15 protein-coding genes and 1 tRNA gene are annotated in these 20,668 nt (G+C 63.6%); 10 read left to right on the forward strand and 6 right to left on the reverse strand.

The genetic code is table 11. The annotated features are described in order from the left end of the window. Window positions 1-96: 96 nt before the first annotated feature. Window positions 97-2,775 carry a pyruvate, phosphate dikinase gene (ppdK, locus tag AC56QP_RS06575; protein ID WP_489860434.1) on the reverse strand — a complete coding sequence of 893 codons (2,679 nt, stop codon included), beginning with the start codon at window positions 2,773-2,775 and terminating at the stop codon, window positions 97-99. A gap of 225 nt (window positions 2,776-3,000) precedes the next feature. Here ppdK and AC56QP_RS06580 point away from each other — a divergent pair, with 225 nt between their 5' ends. The 3 genes from AC56QP_RS06580 (at window position 3,001) to AC56QP_RS06590 (ending at window position 4,674) form a co-directional block, all read left to right on the forward strand. Then, a complete protein-coding gene (locus AC56QP_RS06580; protein WP_489860433.1) occupies window positions 3,001-3,345 on the forward strand; it encodes a VOC family protein in 345 nt (114 codons plus the stop codon). Window positions 3,346-3,472: 127 nt separating this feature from the next. Then, window positions 3,473-3,547: transfer RNA gene (locus AC56QP_RS06585), tRNA-Gln, on the forward strand. 758 nt (window positions 3,548-4,305) lie between these two features. Beyond that, the gene (locus AC56QP_RS06590; protein WP_489860432.1) at window positions 4,306-4,674 is read left to right on the forward strand and encodes a VanZ family protein; all 369 of its coding nucleotides are present in this window, start codon (window positions 4,306-4,308) and stop codon (window positions 4,672-4,674) included. 52 nt (window positions 4,675-4,726) lie between these two features. On the opposite strand, the gene smc is transcribed toward AC56QP_RS06590, so the two are convergent. The 3 genes from smc to AC56QP_RS06605 all read right to left on the reverse strand — a co-directional run bounded on the left by smc (window position 4,727) and on the right by AC56QP_RS06605 (window position 9,689). Continuing rightward, the gene (gene smc, locus AC56QP_RS06595) at window positions 4,727-8,185 is read right to left on the reverse strand and encodes a chromosome segregation protein SMC (protein ID WP_489860431.1); all 3,459 of its coding nucleotides are present in this window, start codon (window positions 8,183-8,185) and stop codon (window positions 4,727-4,729) included. A gap of 117 nt (window positions 8,186-8,302) precedes the next feature. After that, window positions 8,303-9,046, reverse strand: a complete 744-nt coding sequence (locus AC56QP_RS06600) for a DsbA family protein (protein ID WP_256749426.1) — start codon at window positions 9,044-9,046, stop codon at window positions 8,303-8,305. A 142-nt stretch (window positions 9,047-9,188) separates the two neighbouring features. Then, a complete protein-coding gene (locus AC56QP_RS06605; protein ID WP_489860430.1) occupies window positions 9,189-9,689 on the reverse strand; it encodes a DUF721 domain-containing protein in 501 nt (166 codons plus the stop codon). A 54-nt stretch (window positions 9,690-9,743) separates the two neighbouring features. Between AC56QP_RS06605 and mutY the strand changes: the two genes are divergently transcribed. Both mutY and AC56QP_RS06615 read left to right on the forward strand, forming a co-directional pair. Next, entirely contained in the window at window positions 9,744-10,901 is a 1,158-nt protein-coding gene (gene mutY / locus AC56QP_RS06610; RefSeq protein WP_489860429.1) for an A/G-specific adenine glycosylase, read from the forward strand. Next, window positions 10,894-11,505 carry an HAD family hydrolase gene (locus AC56QP_RS06615; RefSeq protein WP_489860428.1) on the forward strand — a complete coding sequence of 204 codons (612 nt, stop codon included), beginning with the start codon at window positions 10,894-10,896 and terminating at the stop codon, window positions 11,503-11,505. Before mutY ends, AC56QP_RS06615 begins: the two co-directional genes overlap by 8 nt. A 69-nt stretch (window positions 11,506-11,574) precedes the next feature. Here AC56QP_RS06615 and AC56QP_RS06620 read toward each other — a convergent pair whose 3' ends face one another. Further along, window positions 11,575-12,708: a site-specific DNA-methyltransferase gene (locus tag AC56QP_RS06620; RefSeq protein WP_489860427.1), complete on the reverse strand. Its 1,134-nt coding sequence runs from the start codon at window positions 12,706-12,708 to the stop codon at window positions 11,575-11,577. Between the two features lie 163 nt (window positions 12,709-12,871). Between AC56QP_RS06620 and AC56QP_RS06625 the strand changes: the two genes are divergently transcribed. Beyond that, window positions 12,872-13,561, forward strand: coding sequence for an HAD family hydrolase (locus tag AC56QP_RS06625; RefSeq protein WP_489860426.1), 690 nt, complete (start codon window positions 12,872-12,874; stop codon window positions 13,559-13,561). Between the two features lie 42 nt (window positions 13,562-13,603). On the opposite strand, the gene AC56QP_RS06630 is transcribed toward AC56QP_RS06625, so the two are convergent. Then, window positions 13,604-14,329, reverse strand: coding sequence for a hypothetical protein (locus AC56QP_RS06630; protein WP_489860425.1), 726 nt, complete (start codon window positions 14,327-14,329; stop codon window positions 13,604-13,606). A gap of 129 nt (window positions 14,330-14,458) precedes the next feature. Here AC56QP_RS06630 and thrC point away from each other — a divergent pair, with 129 nt between their 5' ends. Genes thrC through AC56QP_RS06650 form a run of 4 tightly spaced genes read left to right on the forward strand, consistent with a single transcriptional unit; the run spans window position 14,459 to window position 20,666 of the window. Continuing rightward, on the forward strand, window positions 14,459-15,856 hold the full coding sequence (gene thrC / locus AC56QP_RS06635; protein ID WP_489860424.1) for a threonine synthase: 1,398 nt from the start codon (window positions 14,459-14,461) through the stop codon (window positions 15,854-15,856). Window positions 15,857-15,870: 14 nt separating this feature from the next. Continuing rightward, complete coding sequence (locus tag AC56QP_RS06640; RefSeq protein ID WP_497103954.1) at window positions 15,871-17,163, forward strand: M16 family metallopeptidase; 1,293 nt, start codon at window positions 15,871-15,873, stop codon at window positions 17,161-17,163. Window positions 17,164-17,178: 15 nt separating this feature from the next. After that, the gene (locus AC56QP_RS06645; protein WP_497100630.1) at window positions 17,179-17,775 is read left to right on the forward strand and encodes a GNAT family N-acetyltransferase; all 597 of its coding nucleotides are present in this window, start codon (window positions 17,179-17,181) and stop codon (window positions 17,773-17,775) included. 2 nt (window positions 17,776-17,777) lie between these two features. Beyond that, window positions 17,778-20,666 (forward strand): EAL domain-containing protein, encoded by a 2,889-nt coding sequence (locus AC56QP_RS06650; protein WP_489860421.1) that lies wholly within the window; start codon window positions 17,778-17,780, stop codon window positions 20,664-20,666. Window positions 20,667-20,668: the final 2 nt, after the last annotated feature.

Here is a 20,668-nt window from a genome sequence, read left to right on the forward strand (position 1 = left end):
CGCAAATTGGCCGGGAACAATGTCGAGATTGCGCGATACCGTCAGCACGTTCGCGTGAATTATCTTACAAAACGGTAAGCTCGATCTGGATGGGTCCTATGCGCGGCCTGCCTTGGCGACCAGCACCGCCGCCTGCGCTGCCGCCAGCCTGGCGATCGGCACGCGATAGGGCGAGCAGGACACATAGTCGAGGCCGACCTCTTCGCAAAAGCGGATCGAAGCCGGGTCGCCGCCATGTTCGCCGCAGATGCCGAGCTTGATGTCCGGCCGCGTCGCCCTGCCCTTTTCGGCGGCCATGCGCACCAGTTCACCGACGCCGTCGATGTCGAGCGAGACGAACGGATCCTGCTCGATGATGCCCTTCTGCCGATAGGTTTCCAGGAACGAGGCCGCATCGTCGCGCGAGATGCCGAAGGTCGTCTGGGTGAGGTCGTTGGTGCCGAAGGAGAAGAACTCGGCCGTGGCGGCGATGACATGGGCGCGGATCGCCGCGCGCGGCAATTCGATCATCGTCCCGGTCAGATAGTCGATCTTGACGCCGGTCTCCTCCATGACGCTCTTGGCGACGGCATCGATGCGCGCCTTCACATAGTCGAGCTCCTTCACGAGACCGACCAGCGGCACCATGATTTCGGGAACCACCAGCGCACCGGCCTTGCGGCCGGCCTCTACGGCGGCCTCGAAAATGGCGCGCGCCTGCATCTCGGCGATCTCGGGATAGGACACCGCCAACCGGCAGCCGCGATGGCCGAGCATCGGGTTGAACTCATGAAGGGCCTCGGTGCGCTGCCTGAGCTTGTCCGGCGACACATTCATGGCGGTGGCGACTTCGGCAATTTCCTCCTCGGTCTTGGGCAGGAATTCGTGCAGCGGCGGATCGAGCAGGCGGATCGTCACCGGCAGGCCTGCCATGATCTCGAACAGTTCGAGGAAATCCGAACGCTGCATGGGCAGAAGCTTGGCAAGTGCGGTGCGCCGGTCCTTTTCCGTGTCGGCCAGAATCATTTCGCGCATCGCCACGATCCGCTCACCGTCGAAGAACATGTGCTCGGTGCGGCAAAGCCCGATGCCTTCGGCGCCGAAGGAACGCGCCATGCGCGCATCCAGCGGTGTTTCGGCGTTGGTGCGCACCTTCATGCGGCGCACTGCATCCGCCCACTCCATGATGGCGGCGAAATCGCCGGAAAGTTCCGGCTGCAGCATCGGCACGGCGCCCTTCAGCACCTGGCCGTTGCCGCCATCGATGGTGATGATGTCACCCTTGCGAAAGGTCGATCCCATCGCCATCAGCGTGCCGGCCTTGTAGTCGACGCGCAGCGAACCGGCGCCCGACACGCAAGGCTTGCCCATGCCGCGCGCAACGACGGCGGCGTGGCTGGTCATGCCGCCGCGTGTCGTCAGGATGCCTTCCGCCGCATGCATGCCGTGAATATCTTCGGGGCTGGTTTCGATGCGCACCAGGATCGCCTTGCGGCCTTGTGTCTTGAGCTCCTCGGCGTCGCCAGAGGAAAAGACAATCTCGCCGGTGGCGGCACCTGGAGAGGCAGGCAGACCAATGCCGACAACGTCGCGCGCCGCCTTGGGATCGATGGTGGGATGCAGCAATTGGTCGAGCGAGGCCGGATCGATGCGGGCGACAGCTTCCTCCTTCGTGATCAGCTTGTCGCGGGCCATATCGACGGCGATCCTGAGCGCCGCCTTGGCGGTGCGCTTGCCGGACCTCGTCTGCAGCATCCACAACTTGCCGCGCTCGATGGTAAATTCGAGATCCTGCATGTCGCGGTAGTGTTTTTCCAGACTGTCGGAGATTGTGACGAAGGAATGGAAGGCGTCCGGCATCAGCTTCTGCAAGGATGGCTTGTCGGAGCCGGCGGCGATGCGCGCCGCCTCGGTGATGTTCTGCGGCGTGCGGATGCCGGCGACCACGTCCTCGCCCTGCGCGTTCACCAGGAACTCGCCATAGAGCTGCTTTTCGCCGGTCGACGGGTTGCGGGTGAAGGCGACGCCGGTGGCCGAGGTTTCGCCCATATTGCCAAACACCATGGCCTGGACATTGACCGCCGTGCCCCAGCTTTCGGGAATGTCGTGCAGACGCCGGTAGGTGATGGCGCGGTTGTTCATCCAGCTTGAAAACACGGCACCGATGGCGCCCCAGAGCTGTTCATTCGGATCCTGCGGAAACGGCTTGCCCAGTTCTTCCTCGACCTTGGCCTTGTAGAGCGCGATGACGCCTTGCCATTCGAGGGCCGTCAGATCGGTGTCGAGCTCATGGCCGAGCCCGCCCTTCTGGTCTTCGAGGATTTCCTCGAACACTTCGTGGTCGAGGCCCATGACGACATCCGAATACATCTGGATGAAGCGGCGGTAACTGTCATAGGCAAAGCGCGCATCACCGGAATCGGCGGCGAGCGCCTCGACCGTCTCGTCGTTCAGCCCGAGATTGAGCACGGTATCCATCATGCCTGGCATCGAGGCACGGGCACCCGAACGCACCGACACCAGAAGCAGTTTCGACGGGTCGCCGAACCGGCGGCCGGTCAGCCGGCCGATGTGATCGAGCGCCACCGCGACATCCGCTTCCAATCCCGCCGGATAAGTGCGGCCATTGGCATAATAGGCGTTGCAGACCTCGGTGGTGATGGTGAAGCCCGGCGGCACTGGCAGGCCCAGACTGCACATCTCGGCCAGGTTGGCGCCCTTGCCGCCCAGCAGATTCTTGTCGCCGGCACGGCCTTCCGCCGCACCGTCGCCAAAGGTGAAAACCCATTTGGTCATGCTTTGCTCTCCGGTTGCAGGAGATTGGAAAGATTGGCGAAACGGAAAGTCCCGCCGTGTCCGACTTCGGAGCGATATGATGCTGCAGTGCGAAAGGCAAGGCGTCAGGGAGGCCGTCCGCCTGCTACAATCGATTAAGAAAAAGTTGTGTCCGAAGATGCGGCAAAAAGACTTGCCACTCCAGAACCACAGGACTAGAACATAAAGGGAACAAAGAGGTACGCCATGAAACTGTCTGGGAAACTCGACTATCTGGAAATGCCGGCGACCGGCGGAACGCTGGACCGGCTCAAGGCTTTCTACAGTGCCGCCTTTGCCTGGTCTTTCACCGATTATGGGCCGACCTATTCGGCCTTTGCCGAGGGCCTGGATGGGGGCTTCCAGGCCGATGCCGCGGAGGCGCCCGCCAAGCCACTGCCCGTGCTCTATAGCCGGGATCTGGAAGAAACCCTCAATGCCGTCGAAAATGCCGGCGGCACGATCGTCAAGCCGATCTTCGCGTTCCCCGGCGGCCGGCGCTTCCACTTTCTCGATCCGGCCGGGAACGAGATGGCGGTCTGGTCCGAATAGCCCGTTCGCTTGCCATCTGGCGGTGACCGCGTTTAGCTCATTCGGGCGTTCTCATCATCGTTCATAAGCATTGTGCTTTTTGGCTGCTCTGCTAATAACGCGCCGCACAAGCGACTCTGACGGCAATTGGGGCGTCGCCAAGTGGTAAGGCATCGGTTTTTGGTACCGACATTCCCAGGTTCGAATCCTGGCGCCCCAGCCATCATATATTTTCATATTATATAATATAATCAGATACTTACACCGATTTTGATTCTTGATGACCACGGCGGGAGCCACCGTGAGCCGGGTGTCGCTATCGATGTAGTTACCCACGCGGGATTTTCATTTGGCTGGTGTGCCCCCTAGGCATGAGCACTACGCGAAAGCGTGCGGGAAATATTGCATAACAATTTCAGTTATTTAACCAAGTCACCCGATGACTCGGCGCCAGAGAAAAATGGCCGAGCACAACCCTGACGGTTTGACGCTTGTCGTAGACCTGTGAAGAGGACCAGTCCTCACTTCTTAAAATATAGCAGAATCGGAATCCGAACGACAGAAAAGGAGGAAATATTTCCTATTTTCCTGGGTATGTCTTTTGACATAGCGTTTTGACTTGGTTTGAGCTTTTCAATGGAACCGAAGTGGCCCTTCGCGAGTTGATGGCCGACCTGAGAATCCCAAGCCTTAGGTTGTCAAAGAGCCCGCCTTCCTTCCCCCCCTCCCCGGAACGCGGGCTTTTTCGCGTCTGCTTTCCGTCAGAGGTCGTCCAGGATTGATTGCCTGCTCGCGCCAGAGGCCTGCCAGCTGATGCTGGCGTCGTCTCGCAGGGGTCCGTTGCTATTCAAAACATCCGATGCAATCGTGGCGTGACGGCACCGCCCTGCCCCATCGGGTATTCCCGCAAAGGCCCGGTCCGGATCGTCGAGCCGGCTTTGGCTTTCTCGGCGGTCGGGCACAGATTGTTGTTGGAGCAGAATGATATCTTATTCAGCCGCCGGACGGATCGCCTTTGTCGTCATCCTCATTGTCGTTCTTGTGCTTGCGCTGTTGCCGGTACCTCGTCTCGAGGAATTCGGCATCGACGTCGGTTTCCACTACGACAAGCTGAACCATGCCAGCGCATTCGCCGTTCTGACATTCATCGGAAGTATCGGCTGGCCCGAGCGCAAGGCAAGGCTGATCGTCTTCCTTGCCCTGGTTGGAGCCGCGATCGAAATTCTGCAGGGCACGACGCTGATAGAGCGTGATCTTGACGTGTTCGACTGGGTTGCCGATTGCGTCGGCATGGCGTTCGGTCTCGCGGCCGCGATGTGCGCAAACTGGATTTTGCGACGCGGAGACTGAAAGTGGCCAATCGCTCCCGGATCGTCCAAGCGATCCAGGCAGCCCGGATGGTTCAGCTAGCCTCGCGCATCGCCTCGGCGGCCTGCAGATCGACCGACACGAGCTGGCTGACGCCCTGCTCGGCCATGGTCACGCCGAACAGCCGGTTCATGCGCGCCATGGTGATCGGGTTGTGGGTGATGATGACAAAGCGCGTCTCGGTGGTGTTGGCCATCTCGTCCATGAGATTGCAAAAGCGCTCGACATTGTGGTCGTCGAGCGGGGCGTCGACTTCGTCGAGCACGCAGATCGGCGCCGGATTGGTCAGGAACACGGCGAAGATCAGCGACATCGCCGTCAACGCCTGCTCGCCACCGGACAGCAGCGTCATGGTCTGCGGCTTCTTGCCGGGCGGGCGGGCGAGGATTTCGAGCCCGGCCTCGAGCGGATCATCGGACTCGATCAGCTGCAATTCCGCCGTGCCCCCGCCGAACAGATGCGAGAACAGCCGCTGGAAATGGCCGTTGACCACATCGAAGGCGGCGAGAAGCCGCTCGCGGCCTTCACGATTGAGGCTCTGGATTGCCTGCCGCAGCTTGCGGATCGCTTCGATGATGTCCTCGCGCTCGGAGACGATGGTCTCAAGCCGATCGGACAGCTCCTTCTGCTCTTCCTCGGCGCGCAGATTGACCGCGCCAAGCCGCTCGCGCTCGATCTTCAGCCGATCGAGCTGACGCTCGATCTCGGCCATTTCCGGCATCGGGCTGTCGGCTTCAAGTCCGGTGTGGCGGATGACCAGATGCGGCGGCGTGTTCAGCGTTTCCTGGATGCGCGCCTCGACCTCCAGCCGGCGTTCGTCGGCCGCGGTCAGCCGCTCTTCGGCGCGAACGCGCGTCTCGCGCGCCTCGGCCAGCGACTGGATGGCGCCGGTGGCCGCCTTGTCCAATTCGGATTGCCTGTTCTCCGCCTCCTGCAAACGGTCTGCGGCCGCCCTGCGCAAGGTCTCCGCCTCGGTGAGCTGCGACAGCAACGCGCGCCGTTTGGCGTCGATTTCGTCTGGTGCATCGGCCAGTCGCTCGCGCTCGGCCTCGGCCTCGGCCTTGCGTTCACCTAGCGAAGCGATCTGCGTCGAGGCATTTTCGGCGCGCTCCAGCCAGTTGCTGCGCTCGGCGCCAATGGCCTCGAGCCGGCGTATGCGCGCCTCGGCCTCGCGCCGCAAACCCTCGTGCACGGCGCGCGCATCGGCAAGCGTGGCGCGGTCGCGCGCGACATTGGCTGAGGACTGTTCGAGCTGCAATTGCAGGTCGCCCAGATCGGGAGCGCTCTGCAAGAGCATCTCGGCCTCGACGAAAGCCGCCGATGTCTCCTCATGGCTGTCGACGATGCGGGCCCGTGCCTCGTCCAATGCGGCGCGCCGGCTCGACAATTCGCCGCCGGCCTTTTCGGCCTCGGCCAGCGCATTGCGGGCTGCGTCCAGCCGATGCTGGGCGTCACGTCCGGCCTGGCGCGCATTGCGCTCGGCTTCGCTTGCCAGGCGAAGCGTCTGTTCGGCCTGTGCCAGCGCCTCCTCGGCCTGGCGCAGGACGAGCGTCGCCTGCACGGCTTCGGCATCGAGTTCGGCCAGCCGGTTCTTCTGCGCCAGCCGTTGCGCGGCGGCGGTCGGCGCGTCGGCACTGGCGGTGAAGCCATCCCAGCGCCAGAGCGCGCCCTCGCGGCTGACCAGCCGCTGGCCGGGCGCAAGAAGCGCCTGCAGCCGGCGGCCATCACTGTCCGCAACGATACCGATCTGCGCCAGCCGGCGGGCGAGCTGCGCCGGCGCGTGAACCACGCTGGCAAGGCTCGTGACGCCCTCGGGTAAAGCCGCATCGCCGGGATGGATCTGGCTTTCGCCCCAATGCACCGGCGCGCTGCGGTCGAGCGGCACGTCAAGGTCTTCGCCAAGGGCGGCGCCCAGTGCCGTCTCGAAGCCGCGCTCGACGCTGATCTGTTCCAACACGGCCGGGAAGAGGTCGCCGCTGGCGGCGTTGAGGATCTTGGCCAGCGTGCGTGCTTCCGTCTCGATCCGCGCCAGCTCCGCCCTGGCGTCCTGGAGTGGCGGCCGGGCAGCGCTTTCGGTGGCGCGGGCATCGATGACCGACTGTTCGGCCTCCGATATCGCGGCCTCGGATTCTTCCAGCAGCGCGATGGCCTGTTCGACCAGGAGCTGTTTCTCGGCCGGATCCGGCAGTCCGGCCACCTTCGACAGGATGTCCGACAGCTCCCGATCAACCTCGGCGAGCTGGCGCGCGAAGCGGTCGCGGCGCTCGGCGGTGTCGCGCAGCGTCCGTTCGATCTGGTTGCGGGAAGCGGCGGCCTCGGCCCGCTCGGCGGTCAGCGCGGCAAGCCTCGCTTCGCTTGCGGCAAGCGTCGATGCCGCCTGTTCGAACGCGGCCCGGGTGCTTGCCTCGCGCTCGGCGGCACCGGCGTTTTCGGAATTGAGCGCGGCTTCTTCCGTGCGAAGGCGCTCGAGAATATCCGCATTGTCGCGGACCATGCGCTCCTCGCGCGCAATATCGCCGTCGAGTTGCTGCAGCCGACGCTCGAGTTCCGCCTGGCGGGCACGGATGCGGCCGGCTTCCTCCTCGATCTGCGACCTGGCTATCGACAGGCGCTGGAAGGCAGCGGCGGCGGCGGCTTCCGCGTCCCGCAGGTCAGGCAAGCGGTGAGCGCCGATGCCTTGCTCCTTGGCCGCGTTCATCTGAGCGGCGGCGCGATCGCCGACCAGCGCCGTGGCAACCGCCAGCGCCGAGCGTGCTTCGCCTTCCTGCGTCTTGGCCAGCGTCCAGCGCAGATGCAGCAGCGTCGCTTCGGCCTTGCGGATATCGGCCGACAGGTTCTTGAAGCGGGATGCCTGGCGCGCCTGGCGCTTGAGGCTTTCGATCTGGCTTTCCAGTTCGCCGACGACGTCGTCCAGGCGTTCCAGATTCTGTTCGGCCGCCTTCAGCCGCAGTTCTGCTTCGTGACGACGGGTGTGCAGCCCGGAAATGCCGGCCGCCTCTTCGAGCAGCGCGCGGCGCGCCTGCGGCTTTGCCTGGATCAGTTCGCCGATGCGGCCCTGGCCGACCATCGACGGCGAGCGCGCGCCGGTCGACTGGTCGGCGAACAGAAGCTGCACATCCTTGGCGCGCGCTTCCTTGCCGTTGATGCGGTAGAGCGAGCCCGCCTCGCGCTCGATGCGGCGTGACACCTGCAATTCGTCGGCATCGTTGAAGGTGGCGGGCGCCGAGCGGTCGCTGTTGTCGAGGAAAAGCGTGACTTCGGCGGTGTTGCGTGCCGGGCGCGTGCCCGAACCGGAAAAGATGACGTCGTCCATGCCGGACGCGCGCATGTTCTTGTAGGAGCTTTCGCCCATCACCCAGCGCAGCGCCTCGACCAGGTTCGACTTGCCGCAGCCGTTCGGCCCGACAACACCCGTCAGGCCGCGTTCGATGACGAACTCGCCGGGCTCGACGAAGGATTTGAAACCGAGGAGGCGAAGGCGTGAAAACTTCATTCACGCCGCCCTATAGGGGGATTCCGCAAAAATGTTGCACGGTTTTGCGAAAGGTGTCCGCGGCACAACAAGAGGCCGCGCATGCTGAAGCGCTGCCGCTTCGGCGCTGCCCAGGCGTCAGAGCAGAGGGTCGATGATGGCCGACATTTCCTCAATCGACATCGCCCCTTTGTAGGTCTTACCGTTGATGAAGAAGGTCGGAGTTGAGTCGACCTTGAATTCATTGGCGCCGCGCTTCTGGACCGATCTCACATCGTCCAGAAGTTTCTGGTCCGTCAAGCAGGCCTCGAAGGACTCCTGTGTAAAACCGGCGAGCTTCGAGATTTGCAGCAGCGCATCCTTGGTGTTGGCAACGCCAACCCAGTTCGCCTGCTGCCTGAACAGGACATCCACCATCGGGAAATAGTTATCCTTGGCGCAACGCGCCAACATGAAACCGGCCTCGGCGCTCGGATCGAACGGGAATTCGCGCAGGATGTAGCGGGCCTTGCCGGTGTCGATGTACTTTGTCTTCAGATCCGGAAAGGTGGTCTCGGCGAAATGCGCGCAGTGCGGGCAGGTCATCGAGGCGTATTCGACGATGGTGACCTTGGCGTCGTCCTTGCCAAGCTGCTTGTCGGGCAGCGCACCCGGCTTCAGCAATTCCGCCATGTCCACCGTGCCCTGTGCTTCCGGCGCGGTAGCGGCGGCCGGCGTGGCCGGCTTCGCAGGCGCGGCCGGGTCGGCGGGCTTCACGTCCGCGGCCTTGGCTTGCTCGCCGGAATCGCTGCAAGCCGCGAGCAGGGCCAGCGCCGGAATGGCGGCCAGCGAAGACAGAACGTTTCTGCGAGACAAGCTTGCGCCAAACGGGGGACGGTTCATACGAATCACCTGACAAGGGTTGGATTTTGCAATGCAAAAGCACGAAAAGGCGAGAGTTGGCGCGAATTAAGGCATCCCTGTCCCCAATCCAATCGCGAAACCTGACAAGGGCGATCACGAATGCGCGAGATTGGCGACAAATCTATGTCTTCCTTTCCCCAATAATGGTCGCGCCAAGTTTTTCCAGCGAGGCGCGCAGTCCATCATCGTCGATCAGGCCGACAGTGCCCGACAATTTCGTCTTCTCGGCAGCGGTCAGCGGCCTCAAGGTCGGTTTAGGCCGTCCTTTGTCCGCTGTCACCGGCTTCTGCAGGATCCTGATCCGGCTGATGGCGGTGAAGCCGAGAAAGGCGTTGACCCGGTTGATGATCTCGCCGGTCTCGTGCTGCAGGTGGAGTGCGGCCATGCCCTCGCAGGCGATGACCAGCACCGCCGGCTCAAACGGATCGTCTTCATGCATGCGGCGCGGCCACTGGATTTTCTCGGGACGAGAGCGGCTGGCGAGGCGCGGACCGGCGATCTCTTCCCATGACTGGACGAGGCCAATTGAAATGCCGGCCCGCTTGCGCAGCACCGGATCGAGGATTTCGGTTGCAAGATCGCTCACCGGGACGGGATTGCCGTAGGGCTTTCTCCCTGCCATGTACGTCCTCCAGCCACGACCTTCATCAGCATCGCCAAGGCCAATTCCCGATCAATGGCACCAGCAGACCAGACCCGCAAGACCGCATCCAGAGATAGCAACACGGCTGCATCTGGAAGCGGCGATGACATCGCATCCCGCCTGCTCGGCTGGTACGACGTCCATCACCGCGAGCTGCCGTGGCGTATCACGCCGCGCGAACATGCGCGCGGCGTGCGGCCCGACCCCTACCGTATCTGGCTGTCCGAGGTCATGCTGCAGCAGACCACGGTCGAAGCGGTGAAGACTTATTTCCGGGCATTCGTCGAGAAATGGCCTGACGTCGAGGCGCTGGCCGCGGCACCCACCGAGGATGTGATGAAGGCCTGGGCCGGGCTTGGCTATTACTCCCGCGCCCGTAATCTCAAGGCGTGTGCCGATCTGGTGGCCGAGCGCGGCGGCCGGTTTCCCGACACCGAGGCTGGCCTGAGAGACCTGCCCGGCATTGGCGCCTATACGTCGGCGGCCATCACGGCGATCGCCTTCGACCAGCCCGCCGCCGTCGTCGACGGCAATGTCGAACGCGTCATCTCCCGGCTGTTTTCCATCACCACGCCGCTGAGCGAAGCCAAGGCCGAGATACGCGCCCATGTCGAGCGCATGGTGCCGGGTGCGAGGCCGGGCGACTTCGCCCAGGCGATGATGGATCTGGGGGCGACGATCTGCACGCCGCGCCGGCCACGCTGCATGCTGTGCCCGCTGCGCGAAGACTGCAGCGCCACTGTGTCAGGCGATCCCGAGCACTTCCCCGTACGCCTGCCGAAGGCCGACAAGCCGTTGCGGCGCGGCGCCGCCTTCGTCGCCGTGCGCGGCGACGGCGCCATCCTTCTGCGCAAACGGCCGGAAAGAGGTTTGCTCGGCGGCATGACCGAGGTGCCGACGACCGACTGGACGGCGCGGATCGACGGCGCGACCACCGAGGCGGCGGCGCCTTTCCCCGCCAACTGGCGGCCTGCCGGCCAGATTGCCCATGTCTTCACCCATTTCGCGCTTGAGCTCGACGTCTTTCGTGCCGAGGTGAACGGCGCCGCGCCGGCGGGGCATTTCTGGTCGCTGGCCCATGAAATTTCCGGCGAGGCACTGCCCACTGTCATGAAAAAGGCAATCGAGGCTGCGATACCCGGCGCGACGAAAAAACCGTCACCACACAGTGCAAAGAGGCCCCATGACTGAAGTCCGCCACATCGTTTTCGACATCGGCAGAGTGCTGATCCACTACGATCCCAACATTCCGTTCAGCCGGCTGATTCCCGATGAGAAGGAGCGGAAATGGTTCTTCGACAATGTCTGCACGCATGACTGGAACATCGAGCAGGACCGTGGCCGGACCTGGGAAGAGGCGGAGGCGCTGCTGATCGCCGAGCATCCCGATCACGCGGAAAACATTCGCAATTTCCGCCGCTACTGGCACGACATGGTGCCGCATGCCTATGACGACAGCGTCGCCATCATGGTCGGCCTGATCGAGAGCGGTCACGACGTGACCATGCTGACCAACTTCGCCACCGACACGTTGGCCGAGGCGCGCAAGCGCTTCGATTTTCTGGAGCGGCCGCGCGGCGTCACCATCTCCGGCGAGATCGGCATGATCAAGCCGGATCGCGGCATCTATGATCATCACGTCGCCACGTTCGGCCTCGAGCCGTCGGCCACGTTGTTCATCGACGACAGCCAGAAGAATGTCGACGGCGCGAAGGCCGCCGGCTGGCAATCGGTGCTGTTCACCGACGCGGCGACGCTTCAAGCGGACCTTCAGCGCCTCGGAATCAAAGCGTGATTTGAATCGCTTGCAGCGATCCATTGAGAATTTGAATCAACGCAAATTAGCACAGCAAGCGGCAGGGGCTCAGGCCCCTGCCCGCTCCATCCCCAGTCGCGCGATGCGGCGAAGCTCGTCGATCGGGGTCAGGCCGCCGCTGCGCTCATAGTGCCAGAAGGTCCAGCCGTTGCAGGCGTCCAGTCCCTGCACTTCGGCGCCGATCTTGTGGATCGAACCTGCGCTGTCGCCGATCGCCACCGTGCCGTCGGCGCGCACCTTGGCCGCCCAGCGCTTCTTGGCATCGTAAAGCGTCGCGCCGGGCGTCATCAGTCCGGTGTCGATGAGGCTGACGAAGGCAACGCGCGGCTCGGCGCGCTTGCCGGTCAGCACGGTCAGATCAGCGTCGTCCAGCGGCCGCACCGCGTCGATGCGCTCATTGGCGGCGTCGATATAGGCCTGCTCACGCTCGATGCCGACGAAATGGCGGCCGAGGCGCTTGGCCACCGCGCCGGTGGTGCCGGAGCCGAAGAAGGGATCGAGCACGATGTCGCCCGGTTTGGTCGACGCCATCATGATGCGGGCGAGCAGCGCTTCCGGCTTCTGCGTCGGATGCAGCTTGTCGCCATTGTCGTTCTTCAGCCGCTCGCCGCCGGTGCAGATCGGAAACAGCCAGTCTGAGCGCATCTGGATGTCGTCATTCGAGGCCTTCATGGCTTCGTAGTTGAAGGTATAACCCTTGCCCTTCTGGTCGCGCGAGGCCCAGATCATCGTCTCATGGGCGTTCTGGAAACGGCGGCCACGGAAGTTCGGCATCGGATTGGTCTTGCGCCAGACCACGTCGTTGAGGATCCAGAACCCCAGATCCTGCATCTTGGCGCCGACCCGGAAAATGTTGTGGTAGGAGCCGATGACCCAGATGGTGCCGTTGGGCTTCAGCACCCGACGTGCCGCCAGCAGCCAGGCGCGGGTGAAAGCGTCGTATGCCTCGAAGCTTTCGAACTGGTCCCAGTCGTCGTCGACGGCATCGACCTTGGACTGGTCGGGGCGGTGCAGATCGCCGTCGAGTTGCAGATTGTAAGGCGGATCGGCGAAGATGACGTCGATCGACTTTTCCGGCAGCCGGTCGAGCGCGGCGACGCAGTCGCCCTTCAGGATCGTATCCAGCCATTCGGATTGCTGGGGAGCGTGGGAAAGCTCGTCGAGAAGACGCACGGCAGACATTCTGACACCCAAGGCACGCGTTACTGTTTTACTCTCTGTTATGGTTACCGATCAGCGTAAATATTCGGTGAAGACCGCCGAGTTTGCGAAGGCTGACCTGTTGGTGTATGCCGCGCCGCCTGAGGCCTTCCGAGGCCCTTCTCCTCCCACTGTCCGGATCACCATGCCCCAGCCAGACCTTGTCATCTTCGATTGCGACGGCGTTCTCGTCGATTCCGAAATCATCGCCGCGCGTGTCGAGGCCGAGCTGCTGACCTTGGCCGGGTATGAAATTTCGGCCGAGGAAATCGCCGAAACCTATGCGGGCCTGACCTTCAAGGACATCATGATGCGGGTTGAGGGGAAGTCCAGCATCCCGTTCCAAGCCTCGCTCATCGACCGCGCCGAGGATCTGGTCGACCGCAAGTTGCGCAGCGACGTCCGTGCCATCGATGGCGCGCGCGAGGCGGTCGCCGCGGTAACGGCGCCGCGCTGCGTCTGCTCGAATTCACGCGCCGAGCGGATCGAGTTCATGCTGGAGAAAGTGCACCTGCTGCCGTTCTTCGCCGGCCACATCTTCTCGGCGCTGGAGATACCGAGCAAGAAAACCAAGCCCGCTCCGGACGTGTTCCTGTTCGCTGCGGAAAAACTCAACGCGAATCCGGCGAACACCTTTGTCATCGAGGATTCCGTGCACGGCGTCCACGGTGCCAGGACAGCCGGCATGCGCGTGATCGGCTTCACTGGTGCCGGGCACAGCTATCCCGGTCATGCCGACGCGCTGACCGAAGCCGGCGCCGAAACGGTGATCCGCCGCTGGGCGGAGCTGAAAAGCGTCATCGCGGCGCTGTCGGAGTGGTCGGCGGATGCCTGAGAAGCGTGCGTCCGTCCGGACGCACGTTGGGCAGGTAACCTGTTAATTTGTCGCCACTTTCTTCCTGTGGGTCTTCTTCGGCTTGTCGGTCGTCGCCTTGGGTGCGGTCTCATCGTAGCCGGCATAGGCCTGATAATCCTGCGCCGCCGGCTCCGGCACGACGACATTGGAATCGGTGAAGACGAACTGTGTGGCGACCGAAGGGTCGGTCACCTGGACTTGATACTGGTGAAGCTGCGAGTAAAGCACTTCGGTGCCGTGCATCACCGCGGTGCGGATCGGCATGGTGATGGTGCCGGGCGAGAACTTCGGCCCCGGAACGATCCTGCCGGCGACTGCTATCTTCATCGTCAGTTGCCCGTTGGCGCGGCTGCAGTCGCGGGTCACGTCGCTGATCGAGGCCTGATAAATGATCCTCGCCGAATCGTCGGGCGGAGTAGCAGCGGCGGCGTCGGCCGCAGCCTGGGCCGCGGCATCCTGCGCGGGGTCACCGGTCTTCTTGAGCTTGGGCTTGGCCTTCTGGACGTCCTTGCCGTAGGTGTTGAAGAAGGCCGTACCGTCGCGCACCGTCACTCGCGGACAGTAGGCTTGCAACTGGCTGGCCAACACCTTGGGATCCTGGGGCGGCGGTGGCGCCGTCGGGTCCTTCTTGCCAATGCCGAGGTTCAGGATGCCATTGTCGCCCGATTGGCAGCCGGCGGCGGCGAGCATAAAGCCGGTGAGCGCAAGACCCGCCAAAAAGCGACCACTGAATGTACGAAACGCCATGAAACTGCACTTCCCTCTCGCAAAGCTGGTGACGTATATCAACCGCGCGGCAAAAATGCGACTGAGCCAGCGCAGAAATTAACCACCTTGTGGTGAACGGAAAAGCCAAGCGGCAATGGATTGGTGAAGATGCAATATGTGAGTACCCGCGGGGAAGCGCCCGTGCTTGGATTTTCCGACGCCGTGCTGGCTGGCCTGGCGCGCGACGGCGGGCTCTATGTCCCGCGTGAATGGCCGCGGTTCTCCGCCGCCGAAATCCGCGCCATGCGCGGCCTTGCCTATCCCGACCTTGCCATCCGCGTGCTGTCGCCGTTTCTTGGCGACGAAATCCCGGCGCCCGTCTTCGAACGCCTGGTGCGCGAAGCCTATGCCACTTTCCGCCACGAAGCCGTCTGCCCGCTGGTGCAGACCGGCCCCAACACCTTCATCCTGGAACTCTTCCACGGCCCGACGCTCGCCTTCAAGGACGTGGCAATGCAGTTGCTTGCCCGGCTGATAGACCACGTGCTTGCCGAGCGCGACCAGCACGCCACCATCGTCGGCGCCACGTCAGGCGATACCGGCGGGGCGGCTATCGATGCCTTTGCCGGGCGCAGCCGCACCGACATCTTCATCCTTTTCCCACATGGCCGCGTCTCGCCGGTGCAGCAGCGGCAGATGACGACATCGACGGCCGAAAACGTCCATGCGCTGGCGATCGAAGGCAATTTCGACGATTGCCAGGGCCTGCTCAAGGACATGTTCAACGATCACGGCTTTCGCGACCGGGTTGCGCTGTCCGGGGTCAATTCGATCAACTGGGCCCGCATCATGGCCCAGATCGTCTACTATTTCTCGTCGGCGCTGTCGCTCGGCGCGCCGGACAGGCCGGTGTCCTTCACCGTGCCGACCGGCAATTTCGGCGACATCTTCGCCGGCTACGCCGCCAAGAAGATGGGCCTGCCGATCGAACGGCTGGTGATCGCCACCAATGACAACGACATCCTGGCGCGCACCTTCGCGACCGGCGAATACCGCACCAAGGGCGTGTTTGCGACTACGTCGCCGTCGATGGATATCCAGGTGTCGTCGAACTTCGAGCGTTTGCTGTTCGAGGCATCTGGCCGGAACGCCGCGACCGTGCGGCGCTACATGGCCGGGCTCAAACAGTCCGGCGCCTTCACCATCGAAGCGGCGGAAATCGCCAGGATGCGGTCCGAATTCGACGCCGGCCGCGCTGATATGGACGAGGTTGCCGCCACGATCCGCTCGACGCTTGCGGGCAGCAACTATTTGCTCGATCCGCATACCGCGGCAGCCGTGCATGTGGCGGCGGGCAAGGCGGCCGGCGCCGTGCCGATGGTGGTGCTGGGCACCGCCCATCCGGCGAAATTTCCGGCCGCCGTCGAAGCCGCCAGTGGCGTGTCGCCCGCACTGCCCGCATGGCTAGGTGGGTTGATGACCGCGCACGAAAAATACACGGTACTTCCATCCGACCTGAAAATGGTGGAAGATTACGTCGGCCGCCGCGCGCGAGCGGCGCGTTAGGGAGTGCAAGCCATATGGGTGTTGAGGTAAGCCGTCTGTCGAACGGCCTGACAGTCGCCACCGAAACCCTTCAAAGCATCGAATCGGTTGCCCTTGGTGCCTGGGTCAAGTCCGGTGCCCGCAATGAGCGTGACGAAGAGCATGGCATGGCCCATCTGCTCGAGCACATGGCGTTCAAGGGGACGAAGCGGCGAAGCGCCTTCGAAATCGCCTCGGAAATCGAGGATGTCGGCGGCGAGATCAACGCGGCCACCAGTGTCGAGACCACCTCCTATTATGCGCGGGTGCTTTCCGACGACGTGCCGCTGGCTGTCGACATCCTTGCCGACATCCTGCAGGAATCCGAGTTCGACCCGCAGGAACTCGAACGCGAGCAGCATGTGATCCTGCAGGAGATCGGCGCCGCGCACGACACGCCCGACGACATCGTCTTCGACCGTTTCACCGAGACGGCCTTTCGCCATCAGACGATCGGCCGGTCGATCCTGGGCACGCCCGAAACCGTCAAGTCCTTCACCTCGAAGCAGCTGCACGATTTCATTGAACGGCAATATGGCGCCGAACGCATGGTGATCGTCGCCGCCGGCGACATCAAGCACGACAATTTCGTGCGCGAGGTCGAAAAGCACCTCGGCGGCTTCCGCAGCAAGGCCGACAGCACCATCCCGCAATATGCGCAATATGTCGGCGGCGACTTCCGCGAGGATCGCGACCTGATGGACGCGCAGATCGTGCTGGGCTTCGAGGGCCGCGCCTATCACGTGCGCGACTTCTATGCCTCGCAGGTGCTGTCGATGATCCTCGGCGGCGGCATGTCGTCGCGTCTTTTCCAGGAAGTCCGCGAGAAACGCGGCCTGTGCTATTCGGTCTATGCCTTCCACTGGGGCTTTTCCGACACCGGCGTCTTCGGCGTCCATGCCGCGACCGGCCAGAGCGACATCGCCGAACTGGTGCCTGTCATCATCGACGAATTGCAGAAGGCCGGCGAGAACATCCTGCAGGAGGAGCTCGACCGGGCTCGCGCCCAGTATCGCGCCGGGCTGATCATGTCCGCCGAAAGCCCGGCCAGCCGCGCCTCGCAGATCGCACGGCAGCTGCTTCTGTTCGGCCGCCCGATCGGCAAGGAGGAACTGATGGAGCGGCTGTCGGCGCTGACGATCGAACGGCTGACTGATCTGTCGTCGCGGCTGTTCTCGACCAAGCCGACGCTTACCGCGGTCGGGCCTGTGGGCACGCTTGCACCATACGAGGCGATCCTCGATTCGCTTGCGGGCACGCAGACCACGGCCCGCAAGCTCGCCGTCTAAGTCCCTCAAAGCGTCGTGTTCGCACTCCCTTTCTTTCGCCGTGACCTGCCGGCACTGAAGGGCGACCGCGTCACGCTGCGCGTGCCGTACACGAATGACTACCGCGAATGGTCGGTGCTGCGCGGCGAGAGCCGCGCCTTCCTGGAGCCATGGGAGCCGCGCTGGACCCCCGATGAACTCGACCGCACGGCATGGCGGCTGCGCATCAGTCGCTACCGCGAAGACTATGCCCAGGGAACCGCGATCGCCTTCTTCATCTTCGAGAAGAGCAGCGGCAAGCTGGCGGGCGGCATAACGCTCGGCAACATACGCCACGGCGTTTCGCAAAGCGGTCATGTCGGCTACTGGATCGGCGAGCGCTTTGGCGGCCGTGGCCTGATGACCGACGCGGTCAAGGTCGTGGCGCGCTTCGCCTTCGATACGCTGCGGTTGCACCGGATCGAGGCGGCCTGTATTCCCGACAACGCCCGATCGATCCGCGTGCTTGAAAAAGCCGGATTCCGGCGCGAAGGACTTCTGCGATCTTATCTCAGGATCAACGGCGTCTGGCAGGACCACTACCTCTACGCCCGGATCGCGGACGATCCGCCGGGCGCTGGAACGAAGGACTGATTTTGACGAATTTCCTGCGAAACGGGCCGCTGTTCGCCTTTGTCCTCGCGACAATCCTGGCGCTGTGCGCGGCATCGTCGGCTTTCGCCGTCGAGCCGATCAAGATTGCCCGCGACGACGTCGCGCTCGACCTGTCGGGCGCCGTCGAGATCTACCGGAACCAGGGCGAGAATTTCCAGGTGTCGACCGCTCCCGGACCGGACGGCATCGTGCGACGCATCGAGGTCGAGGCCAATGACGCCCGCTCGACCGGCGACTGGGCGGTGTTCGCGCTTGCCAACACCACCGACCAGCAGCTCGACAGGCTGATCGTCGCGCCGCATTTCCGCCTGGTGAATTCCGGCATCTTCTGGCCGGATCTCGGCTCGACCCGCATCGCCGCCATCACGCCGAGCGAAGGCTTCGCGCTTGATCGCCAGACCAGCCCCGACGCCGACGTGTTCCGGGTGACGCTGAACCCCGGCACGGTGATCACCTTCATCGCCGAACTGGCCTCGCCGAAGCTGCCGCAGGTCTATCTGTGGGATCCGGAATCCTACAAGGACTCGGTCAATTCCTACACGCTGTTCCGTGGCATCGTCATCGGCATCGCAGGCCTGCTGGCGCTGTTCCTGACTATCCTTTTCGTGGTCAAGGGGACGTCGATGTTCCCAGCGACCGCGGCGCTTGCCTGGGCGGTGCTTGCCTATATCTGCGTCGATTTCGGCTTCCTCAACAAGATCATAGAGATTTCGCCGGGCAATGAGCAGATGTGGCGAGCGGGAACGGAGGTGGCGCTGGCGGGAACCTTCGTGGTGTTCCTGTTCGCCTATCTCAACCTCAACCGCTGGCACGGCCATTTCAGCTATGGAGCGCTGGTCTGGATCCTCGGCCTGGTGCTGATCGCGGGTGTGGCCATCGTCGATCCGGCGGTCGCCGCCGGCATCGCCCGCATCTCGTTTGCCGCCACCGCGCTGACCGGGCTCGGCCTGATCATCTTCCTCGGCATCCGCGGCTATGATCGCGCCATCATGCTGGTGCCCAGTTGGGTCATGGTGCTGTTGTGGCTATGCGGATCGTGGATGGCGATCACCGGCATGCTCGACAACGATATCGCCCAGCCGGCGCTTGGCGGCGGCCTGATCCTTATCATCCTCTTGATCGGCTTCACCGTCATGCAGCATGCCTTTGCCGGCGGCGCGCTGCATCAAGGCCTGTTCTCCGATCTCGAACGACAGGCGCTGGCCGTCGCCGGATCGGGCGACACGGTGTGGGACTGGGACGTGCTGCGCGACCGCGTCGTCACCAAACCCGATGTCAGCATCCAGCTTGGCCTGGCGCCCAACAGCCTGGGGGGCGCCGCGCGCAACTGGCTGCCGGTGCTGCATGCCGATGACCGCGATACTTTCCGCACGACGCTCGACGTGGTGCTGGAACATCGGCGCGGCCGGGTGTCGCAGAACTTCCGCCTGCGCGGCGCCGACGGCCACTATCACTGGTTTTCGCTGCGCGCGCGGCCGGTCATCGGATCCGACGGCGAGGTCATCCGCTGCGTCGGCACTATGGTCGACGTCACCGAGCAGAAGAAGTCCGAGGAACGGCTGCTGCACGACGCCGTGCACGACAACCTGACCGGCCTGCCGAACCGCGAACTCCTGATGAACCGGCTGGAAGCGATCATCTCGATCGCGCGCACCGAGGAGAAAGTGCGCCCCACCGTCTTCGTCATCGACATCGACCGTTTCAAGCAGGTCAATGACGGGCTCGGCATCTCGGCCGGCGACACCATCCTGCTGACCATTGCGCGCCGCCTGCACCGGTTGCTCAAACCGAAGGATTCGCTGTCGCGCTTTGCCGGCGACCAGTTCGCGCTGATGCTGCTTTCCGAACAGGACCCGGCCCGCATCGCCGCCGTGGCGGACGCCATCAAGCATGCCATCAACAACCCGATCACCTTCGCCAAGCGCGAGATCGTGCTGACCGCGTCGATCGGCCTGATCACCTGGAACTCGCCGCAGATGTCGGCGGAAGACATGGTCAAGGATGCCGAGCTCGCCATGCATCAGGCCAAGCGCTTCGGCGGCGACAGGATCGAGCCGTTCCGGCCGGCCTTCCGCACCGTCGGCACCGATCGGCTGCAGTTCGAATCCGACCTGCGGCGCGCCATCGAACGACGCGAATTCACGCTTGCCTACCAGCCGATCGTGCGGCTGGAGGATGGCAGCGTCGCCGGCTTCGAAGCCTTGCTGCGCTGGGATCATCCGCGCCGCGGCATGATCCCGCCGGCCGATTTCATCCCGGTCGCCGAAAGCTGCGGGCTCATCGTGCAGCTCGGCTTGTTCGCCATGCAGCAGGCGGCCGAGGACCTTGCCGGATGGCAAAAGCAGATCGGCGACGCGCCGCTGTCGGTTTCGGTCAACCTGTCGAGCCGCCAGCTCATCCGCCGCGACCTGGTCAGCGACGTCCGTTCCGTCATCGCGCGGGCCAATCTGAAGCCGCGCTGCTTCCGGCTCGAACTCACTGAATCGCTGGTGATGGACAATCCCGAGCAGACCGCCCATGTGCTGACCAAGCTGAAGCAGCTCGGCATCGGCCTGTCGCTGGACGATTTCGGCACCGGCTATTCCTCACTGGCCTATCTGACCCGCTTCCCCTTCGACACCATCAAGATCGACAAGAGCTTCGTCGACGACAACACGCCCAAACGCGCGGTGTTGCTCAAATCCATGGTCAACATGGCGCATGAGCTTGGCCTGTCAGTGGTCGCCGAGGGCATTTCGGACGAAAGCGACGCGCTGGAGCTGCGCCAGATGGGTTGTGAATATGTGCAGAGCTTCATGTTCGGCGCGCCGATGCCGGGCGACCAGGTGCTGAAGACGCTCAAGGAGCAGTATCCGCTGACGCAAGCCTGAGA

The sequence above is a fragment of the Mesorhizobium sp. RCAM 05104 genome (genome assembly GCF_059683645.1).